18 protein-coding genes are annotated in these 23,340 nt (G+C 59.6%); 14 read left to right on the top strand and 4 right to left on the bottom strand.

The window, feature by feature from the left end:
- Positions 1-89: 89 nt before the first annotated feature.
- The 13 genes from tsf to lpxB all read left to right on the top strand — a co-directional run bounded on the left by tsf (position 90) and on the right by lpxB (position 13,941).
- Positions 90-1,007, top strand: a complete 918-nt coding sequence (gene tsf, locus ACX3M4_RS04935; protein WP_459357482.1) for a translation elongation factor Ts — start codon at positions 90-92, stop codon at positions 1,005-1,007.
- A 68-nt stretch (positions 1,008-1,075) separates the two neighbouring features.
- Positions 1,076-1,795 (top strand): UMP kinase, encoded by a 720-nt coding sequence (gene pyrH / locus ACX3M4_RS04930; RefSeq protein WP_459357481.1) that lies wholly within the window; start codon positions 1,076-1,078, stop codon positions 1,793-1,795.
- Positions 1,796-1,990: 195 nt separating this feature from the next.
- Positions 1,991-2,554 (top strand): ribosome recycling factor, encoded by a 564-nt coding sequence (frr, locus tag ACX3M4_RS04925; protein ID WP_459357480.1) that lies wholly within the window; start codon positions 1,991-1,993, stop codon positions 2,552-2,554.
- A 30-nt stretch (positions 2,555-2,584) separates the two neighbouring features.
- Positions 2,585-3,352 (top strand): isoprenyl transferase, encoded by a 768-nt coding sequence (locus ACX3M4_RS04920; protein ID WP_459357479.1) that lies wholly within the window; start codon positions 2,585-2,587, stop codon positions 3,350-3,352.
- A gap of 13 nt (positions 3,353-3,365) precedes the next feature.
- On the top strand, positions 3,366-4,208 hold the full coding sequence (locus ACX3M4_RS04915; RefSeq protein ID WP_459357478.1) for a phosphatidate cytidylyltransferase: 843 nt from the start codon (positions 3,366-3,368) through the stop codon (positions 4,206-4,208).
- A 16-nt stretch (positions 4,209-4,224) separates the two neighbouring features.
- On the top strand, positions 4,225-5,430 hold the full coding sequence (gene dxr / locus ACX3M4_RS04910) for a 1-deoxy-D-xylulose-5-phosphate reductoisomerase (protein WP_459357477.1): 1,206 nt from the start codon (positions 4,225-4,227) through the stop codon (positions 5,428-5,430).
- 205 nt (positions 5,431-5,635) lie between these two features.
- Entirely contained in the window at positions 5,636-6,826 is a 1,191-nt protein-coding gene (rseP, locus tag ACX3M4_RS04905) for an RIP metalloprotease RseP (protein WP_459357476.1), read from the top strand.
- A gap of 220 nt (positions 6,827-7,046) precedes the next feature.
- A complete protein-coding gene (gene bamA / locus ACX3M4_RS04900) occupies positions 7,047-9,338 on the top strand; it encodes an outer membrane protein assembly factor BamA (protein ID WP_459357475.1) in 2,292 nt (763 codons plus the stop codon).
- 78 nt (positions 9,339-9,416) lie between these two features.
- Positions 9,417-10,454: a UDP-3-O-(3-hydroxymyristoyl)glucosamine N-acyltransferase gene (lpxD, locus tag ACX3M4_RS04895; protein WP_459357474.1), complete on the top strand. Its 1,038-nt coding sequence runs from the start codon at positions 9,417-9,419 to the stop codon at positions 10,452-10,454.
- Positions 10,455-10,596: 142 nt separating this feature from the next.
- Entirely contained in the window at positions 10,597-11,061 is a 465-nt protein-coding gene (gene fabZ, locus ACX3M4_RS04890; RefSeq protein WP_459357473.1) for a 3-hydroxyacyl-ACP dehydratase FabZ, read from the top strand.
- Positions 11,062-11,067: 6 nt separating this feature from the next.
- Positions 11,068-11,865 carry an acyl-ACP--UDP-N-acetylglucosamine O-acyltransferase gene (gene lpxA / locus ACX3M4_RS04885; RefSeq protein WP_459357472.1) on the top strand — a complete coding sequence of 266 codons (798 nt, stop codon included), beginning with the start codon at positions 11,068-11,070 and terminating at the stop codon, positions 11,863-11,865.
- A 4-nt stretch (positions 11,866-11,869) separates the two neighbouring features.
- Positions 11,870-12,760, top strand: a complete 891-nt coding sequence (locus ACX3M4_RS04880; RefSeq protein WP_459357471.1) for an LpxI family protein — start codon at positions 11,870-11,872, stop codon at positions 12,758-12,760.
- Positions 12,757-13,941 (top strand): lipid-A-disaccharide synthase, encoded by a 1,185-nt coding sequence (gene lpxB, locus ACX3M4_RS04875; protein ID WP_459357470.1) that lies wholly within the window; start codon positions 12,757-12,759, stop codon positions 13,939-13,941. Before ACX3M4_RS04880 ends, lpxB begins: the two co-directional genes overlap by 4 nt.
- A 118-nt stretch (positions 13,942-14,059) precedes the next feature.
- Here lpxB and ACX3M4_RS04870 read toward each other — a convergent pair whose 3' ends face one another.
- The 3 genes from ACX3M4_RS04870 to gltX form a co-directional block, all read right to left on the bottom strand.
- Positions 14,060-16,486, bottom strand: a complete 2,427-nt coding sequence (locus ACX3M4_RS04870) for a methyl-accepting chemotaxis protein (RefSeq protein ID WP_459357469.1) — start codon at positions 16,484-16,486, stop codon at positions 14,060-14,062.
- A 424-nt stretch (positions 16,487-16,910) separates the two neighbouring features.
- Positions 16,911-18,203: a citrate synthase gene (gltA, locus tag ACX3M4_RS04865; protein WP_459357468.1), complete on the bottom strand. Its 1,293-nt coding sequence runs from the start codon at positions 18,201-18,203 to the stop codon at positions 16,911-16,913.
- A gap of 232 nt (positions 18,204-18,435) precedes the next feature.
- Entirely contained in the window at positions 18,436-19,860 is a 1,425-nt protein-coding gene (gene gltX, locus ACX3M4_RS04860; RefSeq protein ID WP_459357467.1) for a glutamate--tRNA ligase, read from the bottom strand.
- Between the two features lie 260 nt (positions 19,861-20,120).
- Here gltX and ACX3M4_RS04855 point away from each other — a divergent pair, with 260 nt between their 5' ends.
- The gene (locus ACX3M4_RS04855; protein WP_459357466.1) at positions 20,121-22,436 is read left to right on the top strand and encodes a ComEC/Rec2 family competence protein; all 2,316 of its coding nucleotides are present in this window, start codon (positions 20,121-20,123) and stop codon (positions 22,434-22,436) included.
- Between the two features lie 89 nt (positions 22,437-22,525).
- Here ACX3M4_RS04855 and lexA read toward each other — a convergent pair whose 3' ends face one another.
- A complete protein-coding gene (gene lexA / locus ACX3M4_RS04850; protein WP_459359367.1) occupies positions 22,526-23,236 on the bottom strand; it encodes a transcriptional repressor LexA in 711 nt (236 codons plus the stop codon).
- Positions 23,237-23,340: the final 104 nt, after the last annotated feature.

Genomic DNA, 23,340 nt, shown 5'->3' with positions numbered 1-23,340 from the left:
CTGCACTTTGTTGCAGCCCCGTCATAAAGGCGCGGAAAGCCCTGAGCTAAACCGTGTCTTATCCGAAACCCCCATCCACGAGGCAATCGATGAGCATTACCGCTGCGATGGTAAAAGAGCTCCGTGAGAAATCCGGCGCTGGCATGATGGACTGCAAGACCGCCCTGACTGAAGCAGGCGGTGACATGGAAGCTGCCGTTGACTGGCTGCGCACCAAAGGCCTGGCAAAGGCCGCCAAGAAGGCCGGCCGCGTCGCCGCTGAAGGCCTGGTCGGTGTTGCTGCTGAAGGCAACAAGGCTGCCGTGATCGAATTGAACTCCGAAACCGACTTCGTTGCCCGCAACGATGGTTTCCAGGAGCTGGTCACCAAGGTTGCCAAGGTTGCTGTCGGCACCGATGGCTCCGTTGAAGCCGTTGCTGCTGCCGACCTCGGCGGCAAGCCGGTTTCCGAAGCCATCACCGATGCAATCGCGACCATCGGCGAAAACATGACCCTGCGCCGCTCGGCTCTGCTGAGCGTGAACGAAGGCGTCGTGGCGACCTACGTTCATGGTCAGGTTGTCGAAGGTCTCGGCAAGATCGGCGTTCTCGTCGCTCTGGAATCCGCTGGCGACAAGGACAAGCTGAACGGCCTCGGCCGTCAGATTGCCATGCACGTGGCCGCTACCAGCCCCCTGTCCCTGAACACCGCGGAACTGGATCCGGCCGTCGTCGAGCGCGAGAAGTCCGTCTTCTCCGAACAGGCACGCGAATCCGGCAAGCCGGAAAACATCATCGAAAAAATGGTGGAAGGCCGTTTGCGCAAATTCTACGAGGAAGTTACCCTCGAGAAGCAGGCCTTCGTGATCAATCCGGATCAGACGGTCGAGCAGGCCGTCGAAGCGCTGGCCAAGGAACTTGGCACCGCAGTCAAGCTCACCGGCTTCGTCCGCTTCGCCCTCGGCGAAGGGATCGAGAAGGAAGAGCAAGACTTCGCTGCAGAGGTGGCGGCAGCCACCGGGCAGTAAGCTCAAGGAAAGCGCCGGCAAGTCCGGCGCTTTTTTTTTAGAAAGACAATTTCATACAGGGTGCACCCATGACGAATTCTCTGCGCTGGAAGCGGATCCTTCTGAAACTCTCCGGTGAGGCCCTGATGGGTTCCCAGGCTTTTGGAATTGATCCCGCCATCGTGCAGAGAATCGCCAAGGAGATCGCGGACGCGGTGGCACTCGGTGCCCAGGTCGGCGTCGTTGTAGGCGGCGGCAACATCTTCCGCGGCGTGGCGGTGGCCGCCAAGGGCGGTAACCGTGTCACGGGCGACCACATGGGTATGCTCGCCACGATCATGAACAGCCTGACGCTCGCCGACGCCCTGCGCCGGCTGAAGGTCAATGCGCGCGTTCTCTCGGCGGTTTCGGTACCGTCCATCTGCGAAACCTTTTCCCAGCGTGTTGCCGACCGTTACATGGAAGATGGCGACGTCATCGTCTTTGCCGGCGGTACGGGCAACCCGTTCTTCACCACCGATAGCGGTGCGGCGCTGCGCGCGGCGGAAATGAAATGCGATGCATTCCTGAAGGGCACGCAGGTCGATGGCGTCTATTCGGAAGATCCGAAGATCAATCCGGAGGCCGAGCGATACGACACGCTCGGTTACGACGAGATCATCACCCGGAACCTCAAGGTGATGGATACGACCGCCATCGCGCTTGCCCGGGACAATTCAATTCCCGTCATCGTGTTTTCAATCCATACGCCCGGTGCCCTTGTCAGCGTGCTGCAGGAAACGGGCACCTATACAGTCGTGGGCGGCTGAAAGTTTTAGACCCCAATCCCGGTTCAAGCTCTTGTGTTTCAGCGCGTTTATGCCATGTTGGCGCGCGCCGAGACTCTATCAGAGCGTCGGATGTTAATTTGGAAGCAATTGATGACGGCGAGAAGTTCCTCTCAAATGTTGCCAAATTGACGACCGTCGTTCCAAGCCAAGTACAAGAAAACTAGTGAGGACAAAATGTCGGTAGTAGGTGTGGACCTCGAAGACCTGAAGCGCCGCATGCAGGGCGCCCTGTCGGTTCTCAAGACCGAATTTGCCGGGCTGCGGACCGGTCGCGCCTCCGCGTCGATGATGGATCCGATTACCGTCGAAGCTTATGGCCAGTCCATGCCCGTCAGCCAGGTTGCCACCGTATCCGTTCCGGAGCCGCGCATGCTCGCGGTCCAGGTCTGGGACAAGAGCATGGTGTCCGCTGTCGAAAAAGCCATTCGCGAATCCAACCTGGGCCTTAACCCGGTGGTTGACGGCCAGCTTTTGCGCCTGCCGATCCCGGAGCTCAACCAGGAACGCCGTCAGGAACTGATCAAGGTCGCTCACAAATATGCCGAGCAGGCCAAGGTCGCCATCCGTCATGTCCGCCGCGACGGCATGGACGCTGCCAAGAAGGCTGAGAAGGACGGCGAGATCTCGCAGGACGACAGCCGCGTTGCTTCCGACGAAGTTCAGAAGCTGACCGATCAGATGATTGCGGAAGTCGATGCCATGCTCGCGAAGAAAGAGCAGGAAATTTCCCAGGTCTGAACGACCTGGGCCTGTGAGTGGGGGAAGCCGATGAGCGTCAGCCCGGACCGCGACCTGCAAGCACCTGGAGCGGACGATAACGGTGCTGGTTTGCCACGTCACGTTGCCTTCATCATGGATGGCAACGGACGCTGGGCAACCGCGCGCGGCCTCCCGCGGACCGAGGGGCACCGGCAGGGCTTGACGGCGCTGCGCAAGGTCATTCGGCACGCCGGCAAGATCGGCATCGAGACGATCACGATCTACAGCTTCTCATCGGAAAACTGGAGCCGGCCGCAGGCGGAAGTCACCTTCCTGATGGGGTTGCTTCGCCGTTTCGTCCAGCGGGATCTGAGCGAGTTGCACGACGCCAATGTCCGCATCCGCATCATCGGCGGCCGGGACGATCTGGAACCCGGCATCCTGGCGCTCCTCAAGGAAGCCGAGGATCTTACGAAGAACAACTCTGGCCTCAATCTGGTGGTGGCATTCAATTACGGTGCCCGCGCGGAAATCGTGCGCGCGGCACAGTCACTTGCCTGCAAGGTACAGGCGGGGGAGATCCGGCCGGAGGATGTCACAGAGGCTGCCATTTCCGGTGCCCTTGATACACATGGACTGTCCGATCCGGACCTGATCATCCGCACCAGCGGCGAAATGCGCCTGTCTAACTTCCTGTTGTGGCAGGCCGCCTATTCCGAATTCTATTTCTGCGATCTGCTCTGGCCCGACTTCGACGAGGCGGCCTTCGACGAGGCCCTGAACTGTTTCTGCAGCCGTGAGCGCCGGTATGGCGGCCTCGACGCCAAAGCCTATTGAAGCCCGGCGCGCAATGGCAGATCCAGACAAGTCCCAGAAAAAACTCTCCGATCTCGGCCTGAGATTTGCCTCCGCCCTCGTTTTGGGGCCGGTTGTACTGCTGATCGCCTATTGGGGGGGGCTTCCCTTTACGGCCCTGATGCTGGCTGCCACGGGCCTGTTCCTGTGGGAATGGTATTCCATCACCGGAACTGGGGCGAAGTCGGCGGCGGCTCTAGTCGGCTTTGCCGCCCTGGCGGCACTCTGCGGACTTCACATCGCGGGTCATTCCGACATTGGCCTTGGCGTGATGGTTCTGGGCGCATTCGCGGCCTATGCCGTCAGCGGCTTCAGCAAACCCGGCCGGTGGGCGCTGGAAGGGATACTATACAGCGGTCTTGCGCTTTACGCGTTGCTGGCCCTGCGCGGCGGAACCAACGGGTTGCTGGTTACGTTCTTTCTGCTGTTCGTCGTCTGGGCAACCGACATCTTTGCCTATTTCACCGGGCGGGCACTCGGCGGGCCGAAGCTCTGGCCGCGTGTATCCCCCAAGAAAACCTGGTCCGGTGCAATCGGCGGCCTTGTGCTGGCTGCAGCGTTCGGGCTCGGTGTCGTTTTCTGGGCCGGTGCACGCGATCTGATGCTTTGGACGTTGCTTGCGCTGGGGCTTTCCATCGTTTCACAGGCTGGAGACCTGCTTGAGTCCGCGATCAAGCGCCGCTTTGATGTCAAGGACTCCAGCCGGCTCATTCCCGGGCATGGCGGCATCATGGACAGGATCGACGGGCTGGTTGCTGCAGCCATCTTTGCGGTACTGATCGGCCTGATCGCCGGCGGCACATTCGCAGATCCTATCGCCGGTCTCGGCCTCAACTGAATTTGGAGTATTGGCGATGGCGGCTGCAACGGCGGCAAGCGGCACCGGGGCTAGGGTCCGGGTTACCGTGCTTGGGGCGACGGGATCGGTCGGCCAGAGCCTTGCCGACCTGATAGCGCGCAATCCCGACCGTTTTGAGGTCGTGGCACTGGTCGCCAACCGCAATTCCGCAGCGCTTTCCGAAATGGCGCTCAAGTTGAAAGCCGGGATGGCGGTTCTGGCTGACGGTGCGAATTTCGAAGATCTTCGCGGCCGCCTAGAGGGCAGTGGGATCACGGCGGCGACAGGTGAGGCAGCTGTTCTTGAGGCCGTCGACTGCGAAGCGGACATCGTCGTTGGCGCGATTGTCGGCTCGGCAGGATTGAAGCCGACGATGGCCGCGATCCGGCCCGGTCGGCGAATTGCCCTTGCAAACAAGGAATGTCTTGTCTGCGCGGGCGACCTTTTCATGGAAAAGATCCGTGCGACTGGAGCCGAGCTTTTGCCCGTCGACAGCGAGCACAATGCCATTTTCCAGGTCTTTGAAGGCGAACGCGCCGATCAGGTGGAAAAGGTGATCCTGACTGCCTCCGGTGGACCCTTCAGGACCTTCTCAAGGGACGACATGGCACATGTCACACCGGAGCAGGCGTTGAAGCATCCGAACTGGGACATGGGATCGAGGATCACCATCGACAGTGCGACGATGATGAACAAGGGATTTGAAGTTATTGAAGCTTCACATCTTTTTCCGGTGTCGCACGATCAGCTCGATGTCCTTGTCCATCCGCAGTCAGCAGTTCACGGCCTGGTTCAGTACCGGGACGGGTCGCTGCTGGCACAGCTCGGCAGCCCGGACATGCGTACGCCGATCGCGCACTGCCTTGCCTTTCCGCTCCGCATGGAGGCGCCGGTCAAGCGCCTGGATCTGGCTGCGCTTCGGACGCTGACCTTCGAAGCTCCGGACCCGGAGAGGTTTCCGGCGCTGCGTCTGGCGCTGGAGGCCATGCGGGCGGGAGGTGGTGCTCCTACCGCCCTCAACGCAGCAGACGAAGTTGCCGTTGAGGCTTTCCTCGGCCATCGCATTGGGTTTCTGGATATCCCTGCCGCCATCGAGGCGGTTCTGGCAAAGCTGACGGGGGCAGGGCGCCTTGGTGCACTGCACAGTGTCGAAGACGTTTTGGCGCTTGACCTGGAGGCCCGTGCCGCCACGGCCGAGTGGATTGTGACACGTCGTCTATAGTGTTGAAGCACTTCAAAAAAACTTCTGCCACCATTAACACGCCGTAATTTTCCTTTTAGTACAGTGCCGAGGACCATTCCCGGGGCAGCCCGCATTCGATTGGATGCTGAACGGCTGCTCCGACACTTTTGATCGATTGGCAAGCAGGACCACAAGGAACCGGTGGACCTGCCGCCGATCCAGCTGCGCAGGACCGGACTGTTTCATGGATTTTCTGCTTTCCGCCTATTCACTCGTTGTCGGCACCATCGTTCCGTTTCTGTTTGTGCTGACAATTGTGGTGTTTTTCCATGAACTTGGCCATTTCGCCGTGGCGCGCTGGTGTAGCGTCAAGGTGGATGCCTTCTCCGTCGGCTTCGGACGCGAGTTGATCGGATGGACAGACCGGCAGGGAACACGCTGGAAGCTTTGTCTTATCCCGCTTGGCGGCTATGTGAAATTTGCCGGCGACGAGAATGCGGCGAGCATGCCCAGCCGGGAACGGATCGCGCAGATGAGCGACGAAGAACGACGAACGGCTTTTGTCGCAAAGCCGGTTTGGCAGAGGGCGGCGGTTGTTGCGGCCGGTCCCATCGCGAATTTCCTGCTCGCCATCGCCATCTTCGCCTCGCTCTTCATGTTCTACGGCAAACAGGGATGGCTTCCGATGGCTTCCCAGATCGTGGAGGGGGGAGCTGCTGCCGAAGCCGGTCTTGAAGCAGGCGATATCGTGCGCAAGATTGATGGCCGGGACATCCTGACATATGGCCAGCTCTTTCAGACAGTCATCATGAGCCCCAACATTCCGCTGGATTTCGAGATCCAGCGTGGCGACGAGCGGCTGCATTTCACGGTGACGCCCCGTTCGCAGAAGAAGACCGATCCCTTCGGCAATCCCATCGAAGGCGGTCATATCGGGTTTGCACCTCCGCCTGCCGAGGACCAGTACAAGGTTCGCAAGGCCTATTCCCCCTTTGAAGCCGTGGAGGAAGGCGTTCGCGAGACCGGCATGATCATCTCCACGACGGCGGGCTATATCTGGCGCGTCATCACCCTGAAGCAATCCGCAGACCAACTGGGCGGCCCGATCCGTGTGGCGGAAGTGTCCGGGCAAGCGGCGAGCGTCGGCTTCGGGTCGTTGATCTGGCTGTCGGCGGTGCTTTCCGTCAGCATCGGATTGATCAACCTGGCTCCGGTGCCGGTGCTGGATGGAGGGCATCTGTTGTTTTATGCGGCCGAAGCGATCCGCGGCAAGCCGCTCGGCGAGAAGGTTCAGGACACCGGTTTCCGGATCGGCCTGGCGCTGATCCTGATGCTGATGGTTTTCGTCAACTGGATAGATATCAGCCGGCTGGTGACACGCTTTTCGGGAAACGCGGAGGTGACCCGTGACATTGACGCAACGTCTTCAGACTAAATCGCTTTCAGCCCGGAAGGGCGGTTGCGTTATCGGCAAAAACCGGTAAAACACTCGTCGGTTCCGAGAATCTGCTGGGGTGTATGCGGATTCCCGGGAGGGGTATTAAAAACAAAGGCATAGCGCAAATATGCAGCGATTGCAGAGACTTACACGGGCCGTTCTGCTTGCGGTAGCCGTACTTTCGATCGGGACGGCGTTGCCGAAGGCATTCGGTTCATTGTCCCTGATTTCCGAGGCGCAGGCCGCGGTTGCCCGAAGCATTGATGTGCGTGGCAACACCCGTGTCGAGGATGAAACCGTTATCAGCTACATGACCATCGTTCCCGGGCGCTCTTACAGTGCTTTCGACGTCGATGAGTCCCTCAAGGCGCTCTATGCTACCGGCCTGTTTGCCACGGTCGATATCACCCCACGGGGCGGCTTGGTGGTTGTGACGGTTACTGAAAATCCGATCATCAACAGGGTTTCTTTCGAGGGTAACAAGAAGATCAAGGACAGTGCGCTTGAAACGGCCGTCCGCTCGCAGCCGCGTTCGATGCTGTCCCGCGCGAAGGTTCAGGCCGACGTTCAGAATATTCTGGAAGCCTACCGGCGCTCCGGCCGCTACGGCGCGTCCGTCGAACCGCAGATCATCGACCGGGGTCAGAACCGCGTCGATCTGGTGTTCGAGATCAATGAAGGTGCCAAGACGGGCGTCGAGCGCATCAGCTTCATCGGCAACAAGTCGTTCAGTGACGGTCGCCTGCGCGACGTTATCCGGACCCGCGAGAGCGGCCTTCTGAGCTTCCTGCGCAGCACCGATACCTATGACCCGGACCGCCTGGCGGCCGACGAGGAGCTGCTGCGTCAGTACTACAACAAGAAGGGTTATGCCGACTTCCGTATCGTTTCGGTGAGTGCCGACCTCGATCGCGAGCAGAACATCTTCTATGTGACCTTCACCGTTGAAGAAGGTGAGAAGTACGAAATCGGCGACGTCGAGATCGTTTCCACCATCTCCGATGTCGATCCGGAAGATCTGCGCCGTCTGATCCGCACCAAGAGCGGGGCGACCTTCAACTCTCTGCGTGTTGAGCAAACGGTTGAAGACATCACCCTGCGCGTGTCTGAGGAGGGCTACGCCTTTGCCCGTGTGCGTCCGCGCGGTGCCCGCGACTACGACAACAACACGATCTCTCTGATCTACTACATCGAAGAAGGCCCGCGGGCCTATATCGAACGCATCAACATTATCGGCAACGACCGCACGCGTGAATATGTTATCCGCCGCGAGTTCGATATTGCCGAAGGCGACGCATTCAACCGGGCGCTGATGGACAAGGCGGAACGCCGCCTGCGGAACCTCGGCTTCTTCGAAAAGGTCTCTATCACGACCCAGCAGGGCAGCGCGGCCGACCGTGTCGTCGTCAATGTGAGGGTTGAGGAAAAGCCTACCGGCGAGATCTCGTTCGGCGTCGGTTACTCGACTGTTGACGGTATCGTTGGCGACATCTCGCTGACGGAAAAGAACTTCCTTGGCCGCGGGCAGTTTGTGAAGATTGCAGTTGGTGGCGGTACGGACACCCAGTCCTACGAGTTCCGTTTCGTGGAGCCGTTCTTTATGGGCCGCCGTGTTGCTCTGGATCTGGACCTTTACCGCAAGGTTGAAGATGCCAACGACTACCGTTCCTTCGACCAGCAGAAGACCGGTGGTGGCTTCGGCTTCACACTTCCTCTGCGCGAAGAAGAGCTTACGGTTCGTTTGTTCTACAACATCTTCCAGGAAAAGAACTCCGACCCGGACAACAAGTCCACCAACATCAGCAACTGCGATACAGCCAACCTGTCCCTCGCTGTGTGTGACTCGCTGGGTACCTACCTGACTTCCCTCGTCGGTTATGAGCTGCGCTACAACACGCTCAACCGGAACCTTGACCCGACCGACGGTATCTATGCCTCCTTCGGTCAGGAACTGGCCGGCCTAGGTGGCGACAGCTTCTACATCAAGACCGAAGCCCAGGCTCGTGCCTACAAGGAAATCCTGGCAGACTACGGCCTTGTCGGTAGCGTGTCGGTTCGTGGTGGTAACATCATGGCCCTGGGTGACGAGCGCCTGCGTGTGTCCGAGCAGTTCATGCTGGGTGGCACGCTTGTCCGCGGCTTTGAAAATCAGGGTATCGGTCCGCGCGATGCGACCACTGACGATGCGATCGGTGGCCGGTTCTACTTCGCGGCTACAGCGGAAACATTCTTCCCGTTCCCGCTGATCCCGAAGGAGTTCGGCCTGAGCGGTGCGGTCTTCGCGGATGCGGGTTCGCTTTGGGATGCAGACAGTGGTCTTGTCAATCTCGTCGAAAGCAACGGTGGACGGATCGACTCTGACGATCTCAATGTCCGTGCTTCAGTTGGCGCTGGCATTCGCTGGAACTCTCCGTTCGGACCGTTGCGGGCAGACTTCGCTTACCCGCTGGTCAAGGACGACGCCGACAAGACCCAGGTCTTCCGTTTGAGCGGTGGCACGCGCTTCTAAACCGCGGTCACATGGGATTAAAATCGGCCGCCGATCCAATCGGCGGCCGTTTTGTTGTCTGGCAACAGGGATAGGATCATGTCCGAGCCAAAATTTTTTAAAACGCCTGCCCCGGTACAGTTGGCGGAGATCGCCGTCTGGGCGGAAGCCGAAATCTTGCGGGGAGACCCCGAACTGCAGATTTCCGGTGTCGCGCCGCTGGAAGACGCCGGACCTGGGATGCTGGTCTTTTTCGACAACACAGCCTATCTCCCTGAGCTGGAAAAGACGATTGCAGCAGCCTGCCTTGTCGGCAAGCGTCACAAGGACAAGGTGCCGGAGGGCGTGGCGGCGCTGGTCTGTGCCGACGCATACAGGTCCTGGGCCAAGGTTCTGGCAAAGCTTTATCCCGCTGCTATGGTGCCGCGGGAACCAGGCGATGCATCGATCTCCGAGCGGGCCTATGTCGATCCGGCAGCTTCGCTGGAAGACAATGTCACGATTGAACCTGGTGCGGTTATCGGCGCCGGCGTGGAAATCGGGTCCGGTACGGTCGTCCGGGCGAATGCTGTGATCGGAAGCGGGGTCAAGATCGGCCGCGATTGCGTCATCGGCCCGAATTGCACAGTGCAGCATTCCGTCATCGGCAACCGTGTCTTCCTGCATTCGGGCGTGTGTTGCGGTCAGGACGGGTTCGGATATGCGATGGGTCCTCAGGGACACCTGAAAGTACCGCAAGTCGGGCGGGTGATCATTCAGGATGATGTCGAGATCGGTGCGTGCACGACCATAGACCGGGGAGCAAACCGGGACACCATGATCGGTGAAGGAACCAAGATCGACAACCAGGTACAGATTGGCCACAACGTCGTGGTTGGCCGTCATTGCGTTCTGGTCTCGCAAGTCGGTCTTTCCGGCAGTTGCACGCTTGAAGATTTTGTCGCCATCGGCGGTCAAACAGGTGTACGGGGTCACGTCACCATCGGCATGGGCGCGCAGGTTGCCGCCGTCAGCGTCGTTAACGAGGATCTGCCTGCCGGAGGCCGTTACGGTGGCACTCCGGCAAAGCCGGTCAAACAATGGTTCCGCGAAGTTGCTGCCCTCAGAAAGCTTGCAGAGCGTGGCGGTGGATCGTAAACGGTAACCTGGAAATCAGACTTGCCGGTCACCTGTCTCATCCGGAATTCGTTCAGTACGCGACGTTTGATGCGACGACTTTCGTTTGGGTGACCAGGTGACAACCGGAACTTTGCGGCGGCAGACCGCCAAGGGGTATTTCATGGAAGACAAAGAAAACAAAACACTTGCCAGCGCAGACATCATGAAGATCATGAAGCTCCTGCCGCATCGCTATCCCTTCCTGCTGATCGACAAGATCATCGAAATGGATGGCGATGAGAGCTGCATCGGCATCAAGAACGTCACGATAAACGAGCCGCATTTTACCGGTCACTTTCCGGAACGACCCATTTTCCCGGGTGTACTCCTGATCGAAGCCATGGCGCAGACCGCCGGCGCGCTATGCGTTCACGCCCGCGGCGACGATGCGCCGCCGCAGCTGGTCTATTTCATGACGATCGACCGAGCCAAGTTCCGCAAGCCGGTGGAGCCGGGCGACCAGGTTCATTTCCACGTCAAGAAGATCAAGCAGCGCGCCAATATCTGGAAATTCGACGCGGTGGCCAAGGTTGACGGTGCGAAGGTTGCGGAAGCGGAAGTCAGCGCCATGCTGATAGATGCGTGAGGACAAATGACTGACATTCATCCGACGGCCATTGTTGAAGATGGGGCCGTGCTCGGCGAAGGCGTCCGTATTGGCCCTTACAGCGTGATCGGTCCGGAGGTTAAGCTCGGCGATCATGTGGAACTCAAATCACACGTGGCCATTTCCGGCACGACGACGATCGGCGCCGGAACCAGCATCTTTCCGTTTGCGTCAATCGGCCATCAGGCCCAGGACCTGAAATATCGGGGTGAGGCCGCAACGCTTGATATCGGCGAAAAGTGCATCATCCGTGAAGGTGTGACGATCAATCCGGGCACCGAAGGCGGCGGTGGATCCACGACTATCGGTAACTTCTGTGCGTTGCTCGCCAATTCACATGTCGGCCATGACAGCCATCTCGGCGACCGGGTGATCCTCTCAAACAACGTGATGATCGCAGGTCACGTGGATGTCGGCAACAATGTCATTTGCGGCGGCGGTTCTGCAGTCATCCAGTTCACCCGCATCGGCAGCAATGCCTTCATCGGCGGGCTGGCGGGTCTTGAAAACGACCTGATCCCCTTTGGAATGGTCACCGGAAACCGGGCGAGCCTCGGCGGTCTCAACCTTGTCGGTCTGAAACGCGCCAACTTCCCGCGTGAGCAGATCCATGCCCTGAGAGCCGCCTATCGGGCGTTGTTTGAAAGCAACGAAGGAACTCTGCGCAGCCGCGCCGAAGCCATTGCCGGAGAGAGCGTCGATCAGCCTCTGGTGAAGATCGTCACCGACTTCATCCTGGAAAAGGAAGACCGGCGGTTCTGCACGCCGCGCAGTGAAGACTGAGCAGATGTCCCTGGCAGACAGACCCCGGGAACCGCGTCTTGCCCTGATTGCCGGTAATGGCAGCCTGCCTTGCCAGATCGCAGAGGTGCTTGCCAGCTCCGGACGCGATTTTCGTGTGGTCGCCATCCGGGGAGAGGCTGATCCCGGGACACTGTCCCGGGCGGATGCCGAACTGGGCTGGGGCGAGATCGGCCGGCTCTACAAATTCCTGAAACAGACGAACTGCCAGGATGTTCTTCTGATAGGCGGTGTTTCCAAACGGCCGGATTTCACTTCCATATTTGGAGATTTCGGCACGCTCAAGCGTCTGCCGACCATCATCCGGGCACTTACCGGTGGGGACGACAGCCTGCTGACCAAGGTGATCCGTCTGTTTGAAGTCGAGGGGTATCGTGTCGTGGGCATCAAGGATGTGGCGCCGGAATTGCTGGCTTCAAGCGGTGTGCTCGGCAAGGTGCAGCCCAAGCAGGACGACTGGCGAGACCTCGCCCTTGCGCTGACCGCGACGGAAAAACTCGGCGAACTGGACATCGGACAGGCTGCGATTGCCGTTGGCGGCCGTGTTGTCGCACTGGAAGGCGCGGAAGGCACAGACCTTATGCTGGAACGGTGTGCCGACCTGAAGCGGGCCGGACGGATACGAGCGAAGGGCAGGGCGGGCGTTCTTGTGAAAACCGCTAAGCCCAACCAGGATCTGCGCGTCGATCTGCCGACTGTCGGCCCAAGGACGATCGATCTGGCGGTTGCTGCGGGGCTGGCCGGCATAGCGGTGGAAGCGCAGGGCGCACTGATTGCCGAGCGTGAGGAAACACTTCGGAAGGCAGATGCCGCCGGCCTCTTTGTTGTCGGTATCGACCGCAATGCCACTGGGCTACAAGGCGATCCGCAGCCATGAGCGGCGGGGGCCCGACAATCTGTATTGTCGCCGGCGAGGAATCCGGCGACCAGCTTGGCTCGGAGCTGATGAAGGCCTTGAATGAACGCCTTGGAGAAGGTGTTCGCTATTGCGGCGTCGGCGGCGAGCGGATGACCTCGCTCGGTCTTACCAGTTTTTTTGATATTTCCGATGTGTCGGTGATGGGGTTGACGGCGGTGCTGGCCCGCTTGCCACTCATCGTAAAGCGGGTCTATCAGACCGTCGATGCGGCTGTTGCCGCCGAACCGGATGTCCTTGTCATCGTCGACAGTCCGGATTTCACCCACGCCGTCGCCAAGCGTGTGCGCAAGCGCGCACCGCACATTCCCGTCGTCGGCTATGTCTCGCCGTCCGTCTGGGCCTGGAGGCCGGGACGGGCCCGCAAAATGAGCGCCTATGTGGACGAGTTGCTGGCGCTGCTACCCTTCGAACCGGAAGCGCACAAGCGCCTGGGCGGACCGCGCACCCATTATGTCGGTCATCCGCTCAGCGAGAATGCTGCAGCGATCAGGCCGTCGGAGGGCGAACGACCGCCTCTCGACGGAACCAGCAAGACCTTGCTGGTCCTTCCCGGTAGCCGGCGCAGCGAGATAGATCGTCTGCTGGGCGATTTTGGCAAAACAGCGGGTCTTGTCCGCAAGGACATTCCGGACCTCAGGATCGTGCTGCCGGCCGTCGCCCATCTGGAAGAACGTATCCGCGACGGCGTTGCCGCCTGGCCGGTTCCGGTAGAGATCGTCACGGGTCTTGAAGCCAAAAGGAAGGCCTTCCGCTGCGCGCACGCGGCCTTGGCTGCCTCCGGAACCGTATCTCTGGAACTGGCACTGGCCGGCGTGCCGATGGTGGTTGCCTACAAGGTCGACTGGTTCTTCCGCCGGCTCAAGGATCTCAACCGGATCTTCAAATTCTCCAGCGTGGAGTCTTTCGTCCTGCCGAACATCATTCTCGGCACCAAGGCAATCCCGGAGTTTCTGGACGAACAAGTGCAGCCGGACGTTCTGGCACGGCATCTGGTCGGTCTCCTGAAGGGAGGCCCTGAGCGAGAACGCCAGATTGCGGAGCTCGAACGGCTCGACGAAGCAATGCGTCTTCCTGACGGCTACAGCCAGCGCGCTGCTGCGGCGGATGTGGTGATCGAAACGATGAAACGGGCCGGCTGACGCCCGCATTCCTCACTGGTACCGAAGCAGAAAATCCCCGGTGGGCATTGCCACCCGGGGCTTTTCAATTCAGCGCTCTGTTAAAGGCTTGTCGCGGCCAACTGGAGAGCGAAACGCTCTAGGCGTTGGCGACGTTGTCCAGGAAGTGACCGACTTCCTGTTTCAGAATGTCGGTCTTCTGGGACAATTCGCTCGAGGCGCCGAGGACAAGATTGGCGTTCTGGCTGGTCTGTGCGACGGCCTGAGAAAGATCGGACATGTTGGTTTTGACCGATCCGGTGCCCTCTGCCGCCCGCTGGACATTGACCGAGATCTCGTTGGTTGCGGCACCCTGCTGTTCGACAGCGGCCGCAATGGTGGAAGTGTATTCGTTGACCTCTTCCATGGTCTGGGTAATCGCCTCGATGGCGGTAACCGCGTCCTTGGTGGCGCTCTGGATTTCGGAGATCTGCGAACTGATCTCTTCCGTTGCCTTCGAGGTTTGGGTCGCCAGTTCCTTCACTTCGGCCGCCACGACTGCGAAACCCTTGCCGGCTTCGCCAGCGCGGGCTGCCTCGATGGTGGCGTTCAGCGCCAGCAGGTTGGTCTGTTCCGCAATCGCCTGGATGAGGCTGACGACTTCACCGATCTTGGTGGCAGCCGTCGACAGGCTCTGAACCTTCTGATTGGTCACCTGAGTGCCTTCAGTGGCGCGGTCAACGACCTGGGTCGTCTGGTTCACCTGGCGGGAGATTTCCTGGATCGACGCGGCGAGCTCTTCGGCGGCGCTGGCGACGGTCTGGACGTTCTGGGTTGCCTCATCGGTGACGCCATAAGTGCTGTCGGCAAGGCTGGAGTTCTGGCTGGCGATGGCGCTCAGGTCCTGAGCGGTCCCGTCAAGCGTATGGGCTGTCTCGGCGACGGAACTCAGGACTTCGGAAGCCTTTTCGCGGAAGCCGGATATCAGCGCTTCGATGCGACTCTGGCGTTCCGCACGCAGATGCTGTTCCTGCTCGGTCTCCGACTGCAGGCGCAGACGTTCGACAGCATTGTCGCGAAAGACCTGCATCGTGCGGCTCATGTCGCCAATTTCATCGCCGCGCTCGATGCCGTCGATATCGACGTCAGTGTTGCCTTCAGCCAGACGCGACATGGTCTCGGTGGTGCGGCGCAGCGGCCGCGTCACGGCGAAGTTCAGGGCGATCGCCATGCCGACACCGGCAAGAACCGCAGCCAGTAAGGCCACGCTGATCACGCTGAGCGCACTGCGGCTGGAGGCCTGAGCGGCTTCGCTCTGGGCAGACGAAATCTCGGAGATCTTCGTCTGAACCAGTTGGGACAGACCCTTCATTGTCTCGATCTCATGGCCCAGCTTAAACTGGTTGGAGGCGAGTTCCGAAAAGCTGCCGGAAAAGGAATCGATCGATGCCTTCACGGTCGGGACGATGTCGGCGATGGCCGGGAAGTCCTTGGCGCTTTTCTCAAGACGTGAGGCAAGTGTATTGAGGCCCTCGATCCCGGTCGAAACCGCCTGCTGCGTGGTGTCTTCGGGCGTCAGCATGAAATAGAAGGCGGCAGCCTTGACGGCATTGGCGTCGGCCTCGATCTGCATCACGGTGTCGGCGACACTGTCAACCACGTAGAAGCGCTGGTTGATCTCATCTGCCTGGGCATAGACGTTGTCGATGGCGACATTTGCCTGGGCGCGGATCGCCTTGACGTCCGAGACGATTTGCTCAAACCCTTCCTTCGCCGTGTCGGTCAGGTCGAAAATGGCAATATAGTCTTTGGTTTCCGCCAGTTTACCGAGTGTTTGTTCAAGTTCGGCGGTCTTGGTCGCCAACTGCGTGAACTTGCCCGGATCGACGCCTTCGAAACTGTTGGCTGCCATCTGTTTGGCAGAAGGTACCAACTGGGCGACACGGTCCTTGATTTCGGCAAGTTGCTTGGCGTTGTTGGCCGCAGCGGCAAACATGTTCTGGAGAGTGAGGGATTCTTCCTGGAAGCCAGCGGCGGCCTGGCCGACCTTGTTCGCCAGCACGAGCGTCTTGCGGGCGTTGCTTTCGTCCTGGCTGACGCCATCGCGCGCCATCAGGGCCTTGCCGAGGATCTCGGAGGACACCTTTTCAAGGTTCTGGACAGCGCTGTCTAGCTGTGTCCGTTTCCCGGCCTGGACCTGCGTAAGGTCGACAACTTTTTCAAAAGCCGTGCTGAAATTGTTCACCGCCTCGGCTGCCTGCTGCACGGGGACCTGGGCTTGAGGGTCGGATTTGAGCTGGTTCTCCAGCATTTCCAGTTCACCGCTCAAAACACCGATATCGGCGATGGCATTGTTGGCTGCCTCGATATTCTGGGTCGACAGGAAGGTTTCCCGTTTGCTGGCAAGGTTCTGAAGCTGGGCAATGGTGGAGGTCGACTGTTTGGCAACTTCCATGCGCTCGGACAGGGTCATGACGCTATAGGCGCCAACGCCGCCGACGATGCCGGTAAGCGCAACCACAGCGGCAAAGCTGCCGCCGACCTTTACGCCAAACTTCAGATCAGAAGCGAATTTCAGGAAACTCATATCAACCCCTCAAGACCCCGAGCGTGTTTCACGCGAGCTTATTGAGAGCTAGGCTAAGCAATGATTCCTTATTATTTGTAAAAATTCTCAAGGATCACTAAGCGCATAGAAAAAGAAGATATAAATACTTCGGAGAAATAAATATTATTGACTAACTAAAAACTTAGTAAATCAAAAGTTCGTAGTTTTTAGATGGAGAAACCCAAATATTGTCTTGGGTGAAGGTGAGCTGGAAATATTGGTTTGCGATGACTGCGCTCTGGATTTCTTATTTTTCTGGAGTGGCCGAGGCGGAAAATAATTTCTTCAGGTGAAGGCGGTTCCCTTGGGGAATAAAAGAAAGGATGCTCCCGGAGGGCCCGGGAGCATCCTGATTCTGTTGGTCGCTGTAATGCCGGCTGCCCTTGAAAACAGCCGGATTGCGTCAGCGGCGCTGATCGATCGGCGTGTAATCGCGCTTGGTCGAGCCGGTGTAAAGCTGCCGCGGACGGCCGATGCGCTGGGACGGATCTTCCACCATTTCCTTCCACTGGGCGATCCAGCCGACGGTGCGCGCGAGGGCGAACAGTACGGTGAACATCGTGGTCGGGAAGCCGAGCGCACGGAGTGTGATGCCTGAGTAGAAGTCGATGTTGGGGTAAAGCTTCTTCTCGACGAAATATTCGTCGTTGAGAGCGATCTTTTCCAGCTCCATCGCGACGTCCAGGAGCGGATCGTCCTTGATGCCAAGTTCGCCCAGAACTTCGTGCGTGGTCTTTTGCATGATGCGTGCACGCGGATCGTAGTTCTTGTAGACCCGGTGGCCAAAGCCCATCAGACGGAACGGATCGTTCTTGTCCTTCGCGCGTGCGACGAATTCCGGAATACGGTCAACGGAGCCGATTTCCGACAGCATGTTGAGCGCCGCTTCGTTGGCGCCGCCATGGGCGGGGCCCCAAAGGCAGGCGATGCCGGCCGCGATGCAGGCGAATGGATTGGCACCGGAAGAGCCGGCCAGGCGCACGGTTGACGTGGAAGCATTCTGCTCGTGGTCCGCGTGCAGGATGAAGATGCGGTCCATGGCACGGGCCAGGACCGGATTCACCTTGTATTCCTCGCATGGCACGGCAAAGCACATGTGCAGGAAGTTGGCAGCATAGTTCAGGTCGTTGCGTGGATAAACGAACGGCTGGCCGATATGATACTTGTAGGCCATCGCGGCAATTGTCGGCATCTTTGCAATCATGCGCAGGGAGGCGACCATGCGCTGATGCGGGTCGGTGATGTCGGTGCTGTCGTGGTAGAATGCCGAGAGAGCCCCGACCGTGCCGACCATGACCGCCATCGGATGAGCGTCGCGGCGGAAGCCGGAGAAGAACCGGTTCATCTGCTCGTGGATCATCGTGTGATAGGTCACACGCTGCACGAAATCGTCCTTTTGCACCTTGGTCGGCAGTTCGCCGTAGAGCAGCAGATAGCAGGATTCCAGGAAGTCGCCGTGGTCGGCGAGCTGCTCGATCGGATAACCGCGATAAAGCAGCGTGCCTTCGTCACCATCGATATAGGTGATCTTGGATTCACAGGACGCTGTGGAGGTAAAGCCCGGGTCGTAGGTGAACATGCCCGTGTCCTTGTACAGGGACGAGATGTTCACAACCGACGGTCCGATGGATCCGTCAAGAACGTCGAATGGGTGGTCGTTACCACCGACGTTGAGCTTGGCGTTGTTGTCGGCCATTCAGAAACCCCTTTGCAATAGCGGATGCGCCGGCCAGGTTCGACCTGTCTGAAAACGGGTCCCGTTTCCGGTTGCCGGGCGGCACTGAAGAATTTTCGCGTCTTGCGTAGCCCATTTACTGCACTGCCGCAAGCTGGCCGATATAACGCTTTGGTCAAAGGCGCATTTCTGCGAAGCAGCTTTCTGTCGGCGGCGCAGCAATTGCGCCTGCCGACTGTTTTTCAGGCCAGTCTCAGGCGGCCTGATCCTGAATGCGGCCGAGAGACTCCTCCCGTCCGAGCGCGACCAGAACATCATAGATGCCCGGAGAGGTTCCGCGTCCCGTGAGCGCGGCGCGCAGCGGCTGCGCCACCTTGCCGAGCTTTAGCTCCTTGCCTTCTGCATACGCCTTGACGGCGGTTTCCAACGGTTCGGCAGACCAGTCCGCAGTGGCGGACAACACGCCGTGCAGATCCTTCAGGATCGCTCGGGCTTCGTCGTCCAGGATCTTGCCGGCTTTCTCGTCGAGATCGAGTGGCCGCTGGCGCCACAGGTAAGAAGCGCTTTCTGTCAGTTCCACAAGGGTCTTGGCACGCTCCTTAAGACCGGGCAGGGCCATGAGCGCTGTCTGTTCGTTGTTTCCTGTAGTGAGCCAGGCCAGCACCGGTGCACCATCTTCCGCATGCTCGAGATAGACCTTCCAGTGCCGCATCAGATCGGCGTCATCGCTCGACCGCATGTAGTGGCCGTTGAGGTTTTCCAGCTTCTTGAAATCGAAACGGGCGGCCGACTGACCGACGGCGTCCATGCCGAACCACTTGATCATGTCGTCGAGCGACATGATTTCCTCGTCGCCGTGGCTCCAGCCGAGGCGGGCGAGGTAGTTGCGCATGGCCTGCGGCAGATACCCCATCGCGCGATAGGCTTCCGCACCGGTCGCACCGTGGCGCTTGGAGAGTTTTGCCCCGTCCGGACCGTGGATGAGCGGAATATGCGCCATGGCGGGGACGTCCCAGCCAAGGGCCTTGAAGATCAGGGTCTGCCGGGCGGCGTTGGTCAGATGGTCCACGCCGCGGATGATGTGCGTTACACCCATGTCGTGATCGTCGACAACAACCGCATGCATATAGGTCGGCGTCCCGTCGGAGCGCATCAGCACGAAATCGTCCAGATCCTTGTTCGGGATCACGACCCGGCCCTGCACCATGTCGTCAACGACGGTTTCGCCGTCCAGCGGTGCCTTGATACGCACGACAGGATCGACGCCGGCCGGAGCTTCGGAGGCATCGCGGTCGCGCCAGGTCCCGTCGTAGCGCGGCGGCTTGCCTTCCGCGCGGGCCTTTTCACGCATGGCGTCAAGCTCTTCCGGCGTGCAATAGCAGTGGTAGGCGGTGCCGTCCGCGAGCATCTGGTCCACGACTTCCTTGTGGCGGTCGACGCGGGAGAACTGGGAAATCGGATCTCCATCCCAGTCAAGTCCAAGCCAGGTCAGACCATCCATGATGGCGTCGACAGCTTCCTGGGTCGAACGGGCACGGTCCGTGTCCTCGATGCGCAGCAACATTGTGCCCCCATGGTGTTTGGCAAAGAGCCAGTTGAAGAGCGCAGTACGGGCGCCGCCGATGTGGAGGAAACCGGTCGGTGACGGGGCGAAGCGCGTGACGATTTTCTGTGCCATGGTGCTTTTTGAAAGTCTCTGTCAGTATTGCGGCGCAAAGCGCGCCAGATCTTGGGCGCGGTCTTAGCACAGGCTTTGGCAAGGCTAAATAGGGGCGCGGCCGTTTCTGGGCCGGGAGGATAAAAGCGGTGGCGCTAGCGTCAGGTCCACCTGCAGAGAATAAAACGCGACCTTCCGAGGCGCCGGCTGCTGTGTACCCGGAGGAAATATCCGGATCCAGGCTGAGGTTGCGATTCAAGGCCCCTTTTTCATGGAGCACCTTGAAGGCCCGCACTGTCGTCATTTCAGCAGACATTCCACAAAGCGGCGAACGGCTGCGCGACAGTCAGGGGCTGCTTTGGTGCGCCTTTGCTTTTGCCGCGGGCATCGCCGTTCACGGCTATTTGCCGGAAGAACCGTCTTGGGTCTTGTTGTCGGCGCTGCTGGGTGTGGCTGCGTTGGTGGCTTTGGCCAGTCGCCGAAGGAACAACCTGGCTCTTCACACAGTTCTTTTGCTGGCTTTTGCCGGTGGTGCAACGACGGCATCCATCAGAACGGCTGCTGTTGAAGCGCCCCGGCTGGCGGAAGAGATGAACGTCACGCTCACTGGCCTGGTACTGGAGCGCCAGGAGGATGCGGCCGGGATCCGTATTGTGCTTGCCGTGCAATCCGTAGGCGATCATCCGGCGGACGAGATTTCCTTTCCCGAAAAGGTTCGCATGCGGGTGCCTGCCGGCGGCAGCGACAGGGTCGGGGACTTGGTGCGGGTTAGGGCACGATTGTTTCCACCGGCCGGGCCGGTCTTTCCCGGTGGTTATGACTATTCGTATCGCGCCTATTTCGACGGCATCGGGGCGACTGGTTTCAGTTTCGGGCCCGCGCAATCGGCCGGTCCGCGTGAGCTGTCGCTGCGCATGCGGGGCCTTTCCGGGGTGGCTCAGGTTCGGGAGACAATTGCGCAAAGGATCCGGGCGCCTCTCTCTTCCGGACCGGAAACGGCCTTGATTGTCGCCCTTTTGGTCGGCGATCGCAGCGGTATTGGTGAGGACGAGGAAGAGGACCTGCGTGCAGCGGGGCTGGCCCATATCCTCGCTATCTCCGGCCTGCACATGGCGCTGTTTGCCGGTGGCGCCTATGGCGTGGTGCTGTTGCTGCTGGCCGCGATACCATCCCTGACGCTTTACCGGCAGATCCACAAATGGGCCGCCGTGGCCGCGCTAGGGGCGGCAGTATTCTATCTGGCGCTGTCAGGCGCGGCCGTTGCGACCCAGCGCTCCTTTCTGATGATCGCGATTGTCTTCATGGGGATCGTCTTCGGCCGGCGAGGTCTTACCTTGCGCAGTGTTGCCCTTGCCGGATTGGTGCTGTTGCTCATAGCGCCCGAACGCCTGTTTGCACCAGGGTTCCAGACGTCTTTTGCGGCGGTGATTTGCCTCGTCGCTGTCTATGACCTCTGGCGCAAACGCAGCCGCGGCGATTTTTCTGAACCGAGCCGGCCCTCCGCCTTGCGGCATCTTGCTATATTTCTGTCCAAGTGGATCGCGGGCCTATTTGTTACGGCACTTGTCGCCGGCCTGGCGACAGGCATCATCGGGGCGCACCACTTCGGCCGTATTGCGCCATACGGAATTGTCGGCAACCTGCTCGGCATGCCGGTCTTCTCGCTCATCGTAATGCCGATGGGAGTTATTGCACTTGTTCTGATGCCGTTTGGTCTCGCCGCTTTGCCACTGGCGGTCATGTCTTTTGGTTTGTCGCTGCTTCTGAAAATCGCCAGCTTCACGGCGGGGTTGGGGGCGGATGACAGCATGCTCGGCCGTCTCGATGGGCTGGCCGCGCTGCTGCTTCTGGCTGCGCTCTTTGCCGGTCTATTGCTTCCTGGCAAAAAACGCCTGATTGCAGGGGTGCCGCTCCTGGCCGGTCTTCTGGTCGCGGTGGAAACGCGCCCGCCCGACATTCAGATCGCTGCCCGCGGTAGCCAGCTGGCAGCCAGGGATGAAGCGGGCCAGTTGCGTTACGCGGGCCGGACCGGGTCGTTTGCTGCAGAGCTCTGGATGCAGGCGGAGGGGGTAGCGTCGCAGGAGATCTTGTCGCGCAAGATGAAATCGCCTCAAAGAAAGTGCGACGCTGACGGCTGTGTGGTCAAGGCCCATGGCAGAAAAGGAGCGGTGGAACCTGCAGAAACTGCTCAGCTTGTCGTGATTGCGTCGCCCAAACGGATCGAAGCCCTGGAGATGGATTGCCGAAAGTCAGATCTTGTCGTGACCGATCTAATCGCGCCGCCATCTTGCGGGGCTGCACTCGTCCTGGACGGCCAGATGCGTCTCAAACGCGGCGCTGTTGCCATATGGCTGGAAGATCAAGGTGAGAATGAAGTTGTCCACGCTGCTGCAGCAGCCAGTCCTGAGACCATTCCGGCAGCACAAAGCAGCGCACCTGATCACCGCCAAACCCCGTCCGGAATTTCAAAGCTGCTCTTTGCCATTCCCGACCCGCCGCGTCCATGGCACAGACCCGGAACGGTGACACGTGCAAGCCTCGCCAAGGCAAAGAGATCCGATCCGGGGAAAACAACAGCAAAAGTCGCGAAGCCATAGAACAGGAATGGTCTACGCGTGCGTACAGACGGATCGTTTCTTCGAAAGCAATCAACTGGGACCCGAGAGATCCGGTGACTGCGCGTTTTCTAGTACTGCCGAAAAAGCGCGATCAGGCGGCCTTGAACACGAACGCGTCCGGGACCGAAGATGCGTGTTTCGTAGGCCGGGTTGGCGGCCTCAAGCGCAATCGACGCGCCTTTTTTGCGCAGGCGCTTCAATGTGGCTTCCTCTTCATCCACCAGAGCAACGACGATATCGCCGCTTTCGGCGCTGTCGGTGCGACGAATAAGGACGGTGTCACCATCCAGAATGCCGGCTTCGATCATGGAATCACCGCGAACCTCGAGTGCATAATGCTCTCCGCGCCCGAGCAGTTCCTGTGGCACCGTAATCGAATGACTGTGCGTCTGGATTGCCTCTATCGGCACACCAGCAGCGATGCGGCCCATCACCGGTATCTCGGTAACGCCAGCAGCAGGCTCGGGAGCAGGGCGTGCCGGTTCCGGTTTTCCGAGCGAGCCCTCGATCACCTCCGGAGAGAAGCTGCCGCGCGGTCTGGGAGCACCGAGTCCGGGAGCAATTGAGTCTGGCAGGCGAACAACTTCCATTGCCCTTGCCCGGTTGGGCAGGCGGCGGATGAAACCACGCTCTTCCAGCGCCGTGATGAGGCGGTGAATACCCGACTTCGACCGCAGGTCGAGCGCATCCTTCATTTCGTCGAAGGACGGCGGCACGCCGGTTTCTTTCAGTCTTTCGTGAATGAACATGAGCAGTTCATACTGCTTGCGCGTCAACATGCCGGTTTCCCCTGACCGAGAAATGAGTCTGGTACAAATCAAGAACACATTACCTGTTCTCATTGTGTTCTGCAAGGGTAAATGTTCTCTTACTGTTCTTGGAA

The sequence above is a fragment of the Roseibium sp. M-1 genome, assembly GCF_054515675.1.
This window is presented reverse-complemented; position numbering and strand designations above follow the sequence as displayed.

Bases quoted from the DNA above. Each gene is read 5' to 3' on its own strand.
- ACX3M4_RS04880 (WP_459357471.1), top strand. From the start codon at position 11,870: ATGTCCCTGGCAGACAGACCCCGGGAACCGCGTCTTGCCCTGATTGCC.
- rseP (WP_459357476.1), top strand. From the start codon at position 5,636: ATGGATTTTCTGCTTTCCGCCTATTCACTCGTTGTCGGCACCATCGTT.
- ACX3M4_RS04870 (WP_459357469.1), bottom strand. From the start codon at position 16,486: ATGAGTTTCCTGAAATTCGCTTCTGATCTGAAGTTTGGCGTAAAGGTC.
- dxr (WP_459357477.1), top strand. From the start codon at position 4,225: ATGGCGGCTGCAACGGCGGCAAGCGGCACCGGGGCTAGGGTCCGGGTT.
- pyrH (WP_459357481.1), top strand. From the start codon at position 1,076: ATGACGAATTCTCTGCGCTGGAAGCGGATCCTTCTGAAACTCTCCGGT.
- lpxA (WP_459357472.1), top strand. From the start codon at position 11,068: ATGACTGACATTCATCCGACGGCCATTGTTGAAGATGGGGCCGTGCTC.
- fabZ (WP_459357473.1), top strand. From the start codon at position 10,597: ATGGAAGACAAAGAAAACAAAACACTTGCCAGCGCAGACATCATGAAG.
- ACX3M4_RS04915 (WP_459357478.1), top strand. From the start codon at position 3,366: ATGGCAGATCCAGACAAGTCCCAGAAAAAACTCTCCGATCTCGGCCTG.
- frr (WP_459357480.1), top strand. From the start codon at position 1,991: ATGTCGGTAGTAGGTGTGGACCTCGAAGACCTGAAGCGCCGCATGCAG.
- lpxD (WP_459357474.1), top strand. From the start codon at position 9,417: ATGTCCGAGCCAAAATTTTTTAAAACGCCTGCCCCGGTACAGTTGGCG.
- ACX3M4_RS04920 (WP_459357479.1), top strand. From the start codon at position 2,585: ATGAGCGTCAGCCCGGACCGCGACCTGCAAGCACCTGGAGCGGACGAT.
- tsf (WP_459357482.1), top strand. From the start codon at position 90: ATGAGCATTACCGCTGCGATGGTAAAAGAGCTCCGTGAGAAATCCGGC.
- lexA (WP_459359367.1), bottom strand. From the start codon at position 23,236: ATGTTGACGCGCAAGCAGTATGAACTGCTCATGTTCATTCACGAAAGA.
- gltX (WP_459357467.1), bottom strand. From the start codon at position 19,860: ATGGCACAGAAAATCGTCACGCGCTTCGCCCCGTCACCGACCGGTTTC.
- lpxB (WP_459357470.1), top strand. From the start codon at position 12,757: ATGAGCGGCGGGGGCCCGACAATCTGTATTGTCGCCGGCGAGGAATCC.
- gltA (WP_459357468.1), bottom strand. From the start codon at position 18,203: ATGGCCGACAACAACGCCAAGCTCAACGTCGGTGGTAACGACCACCCA.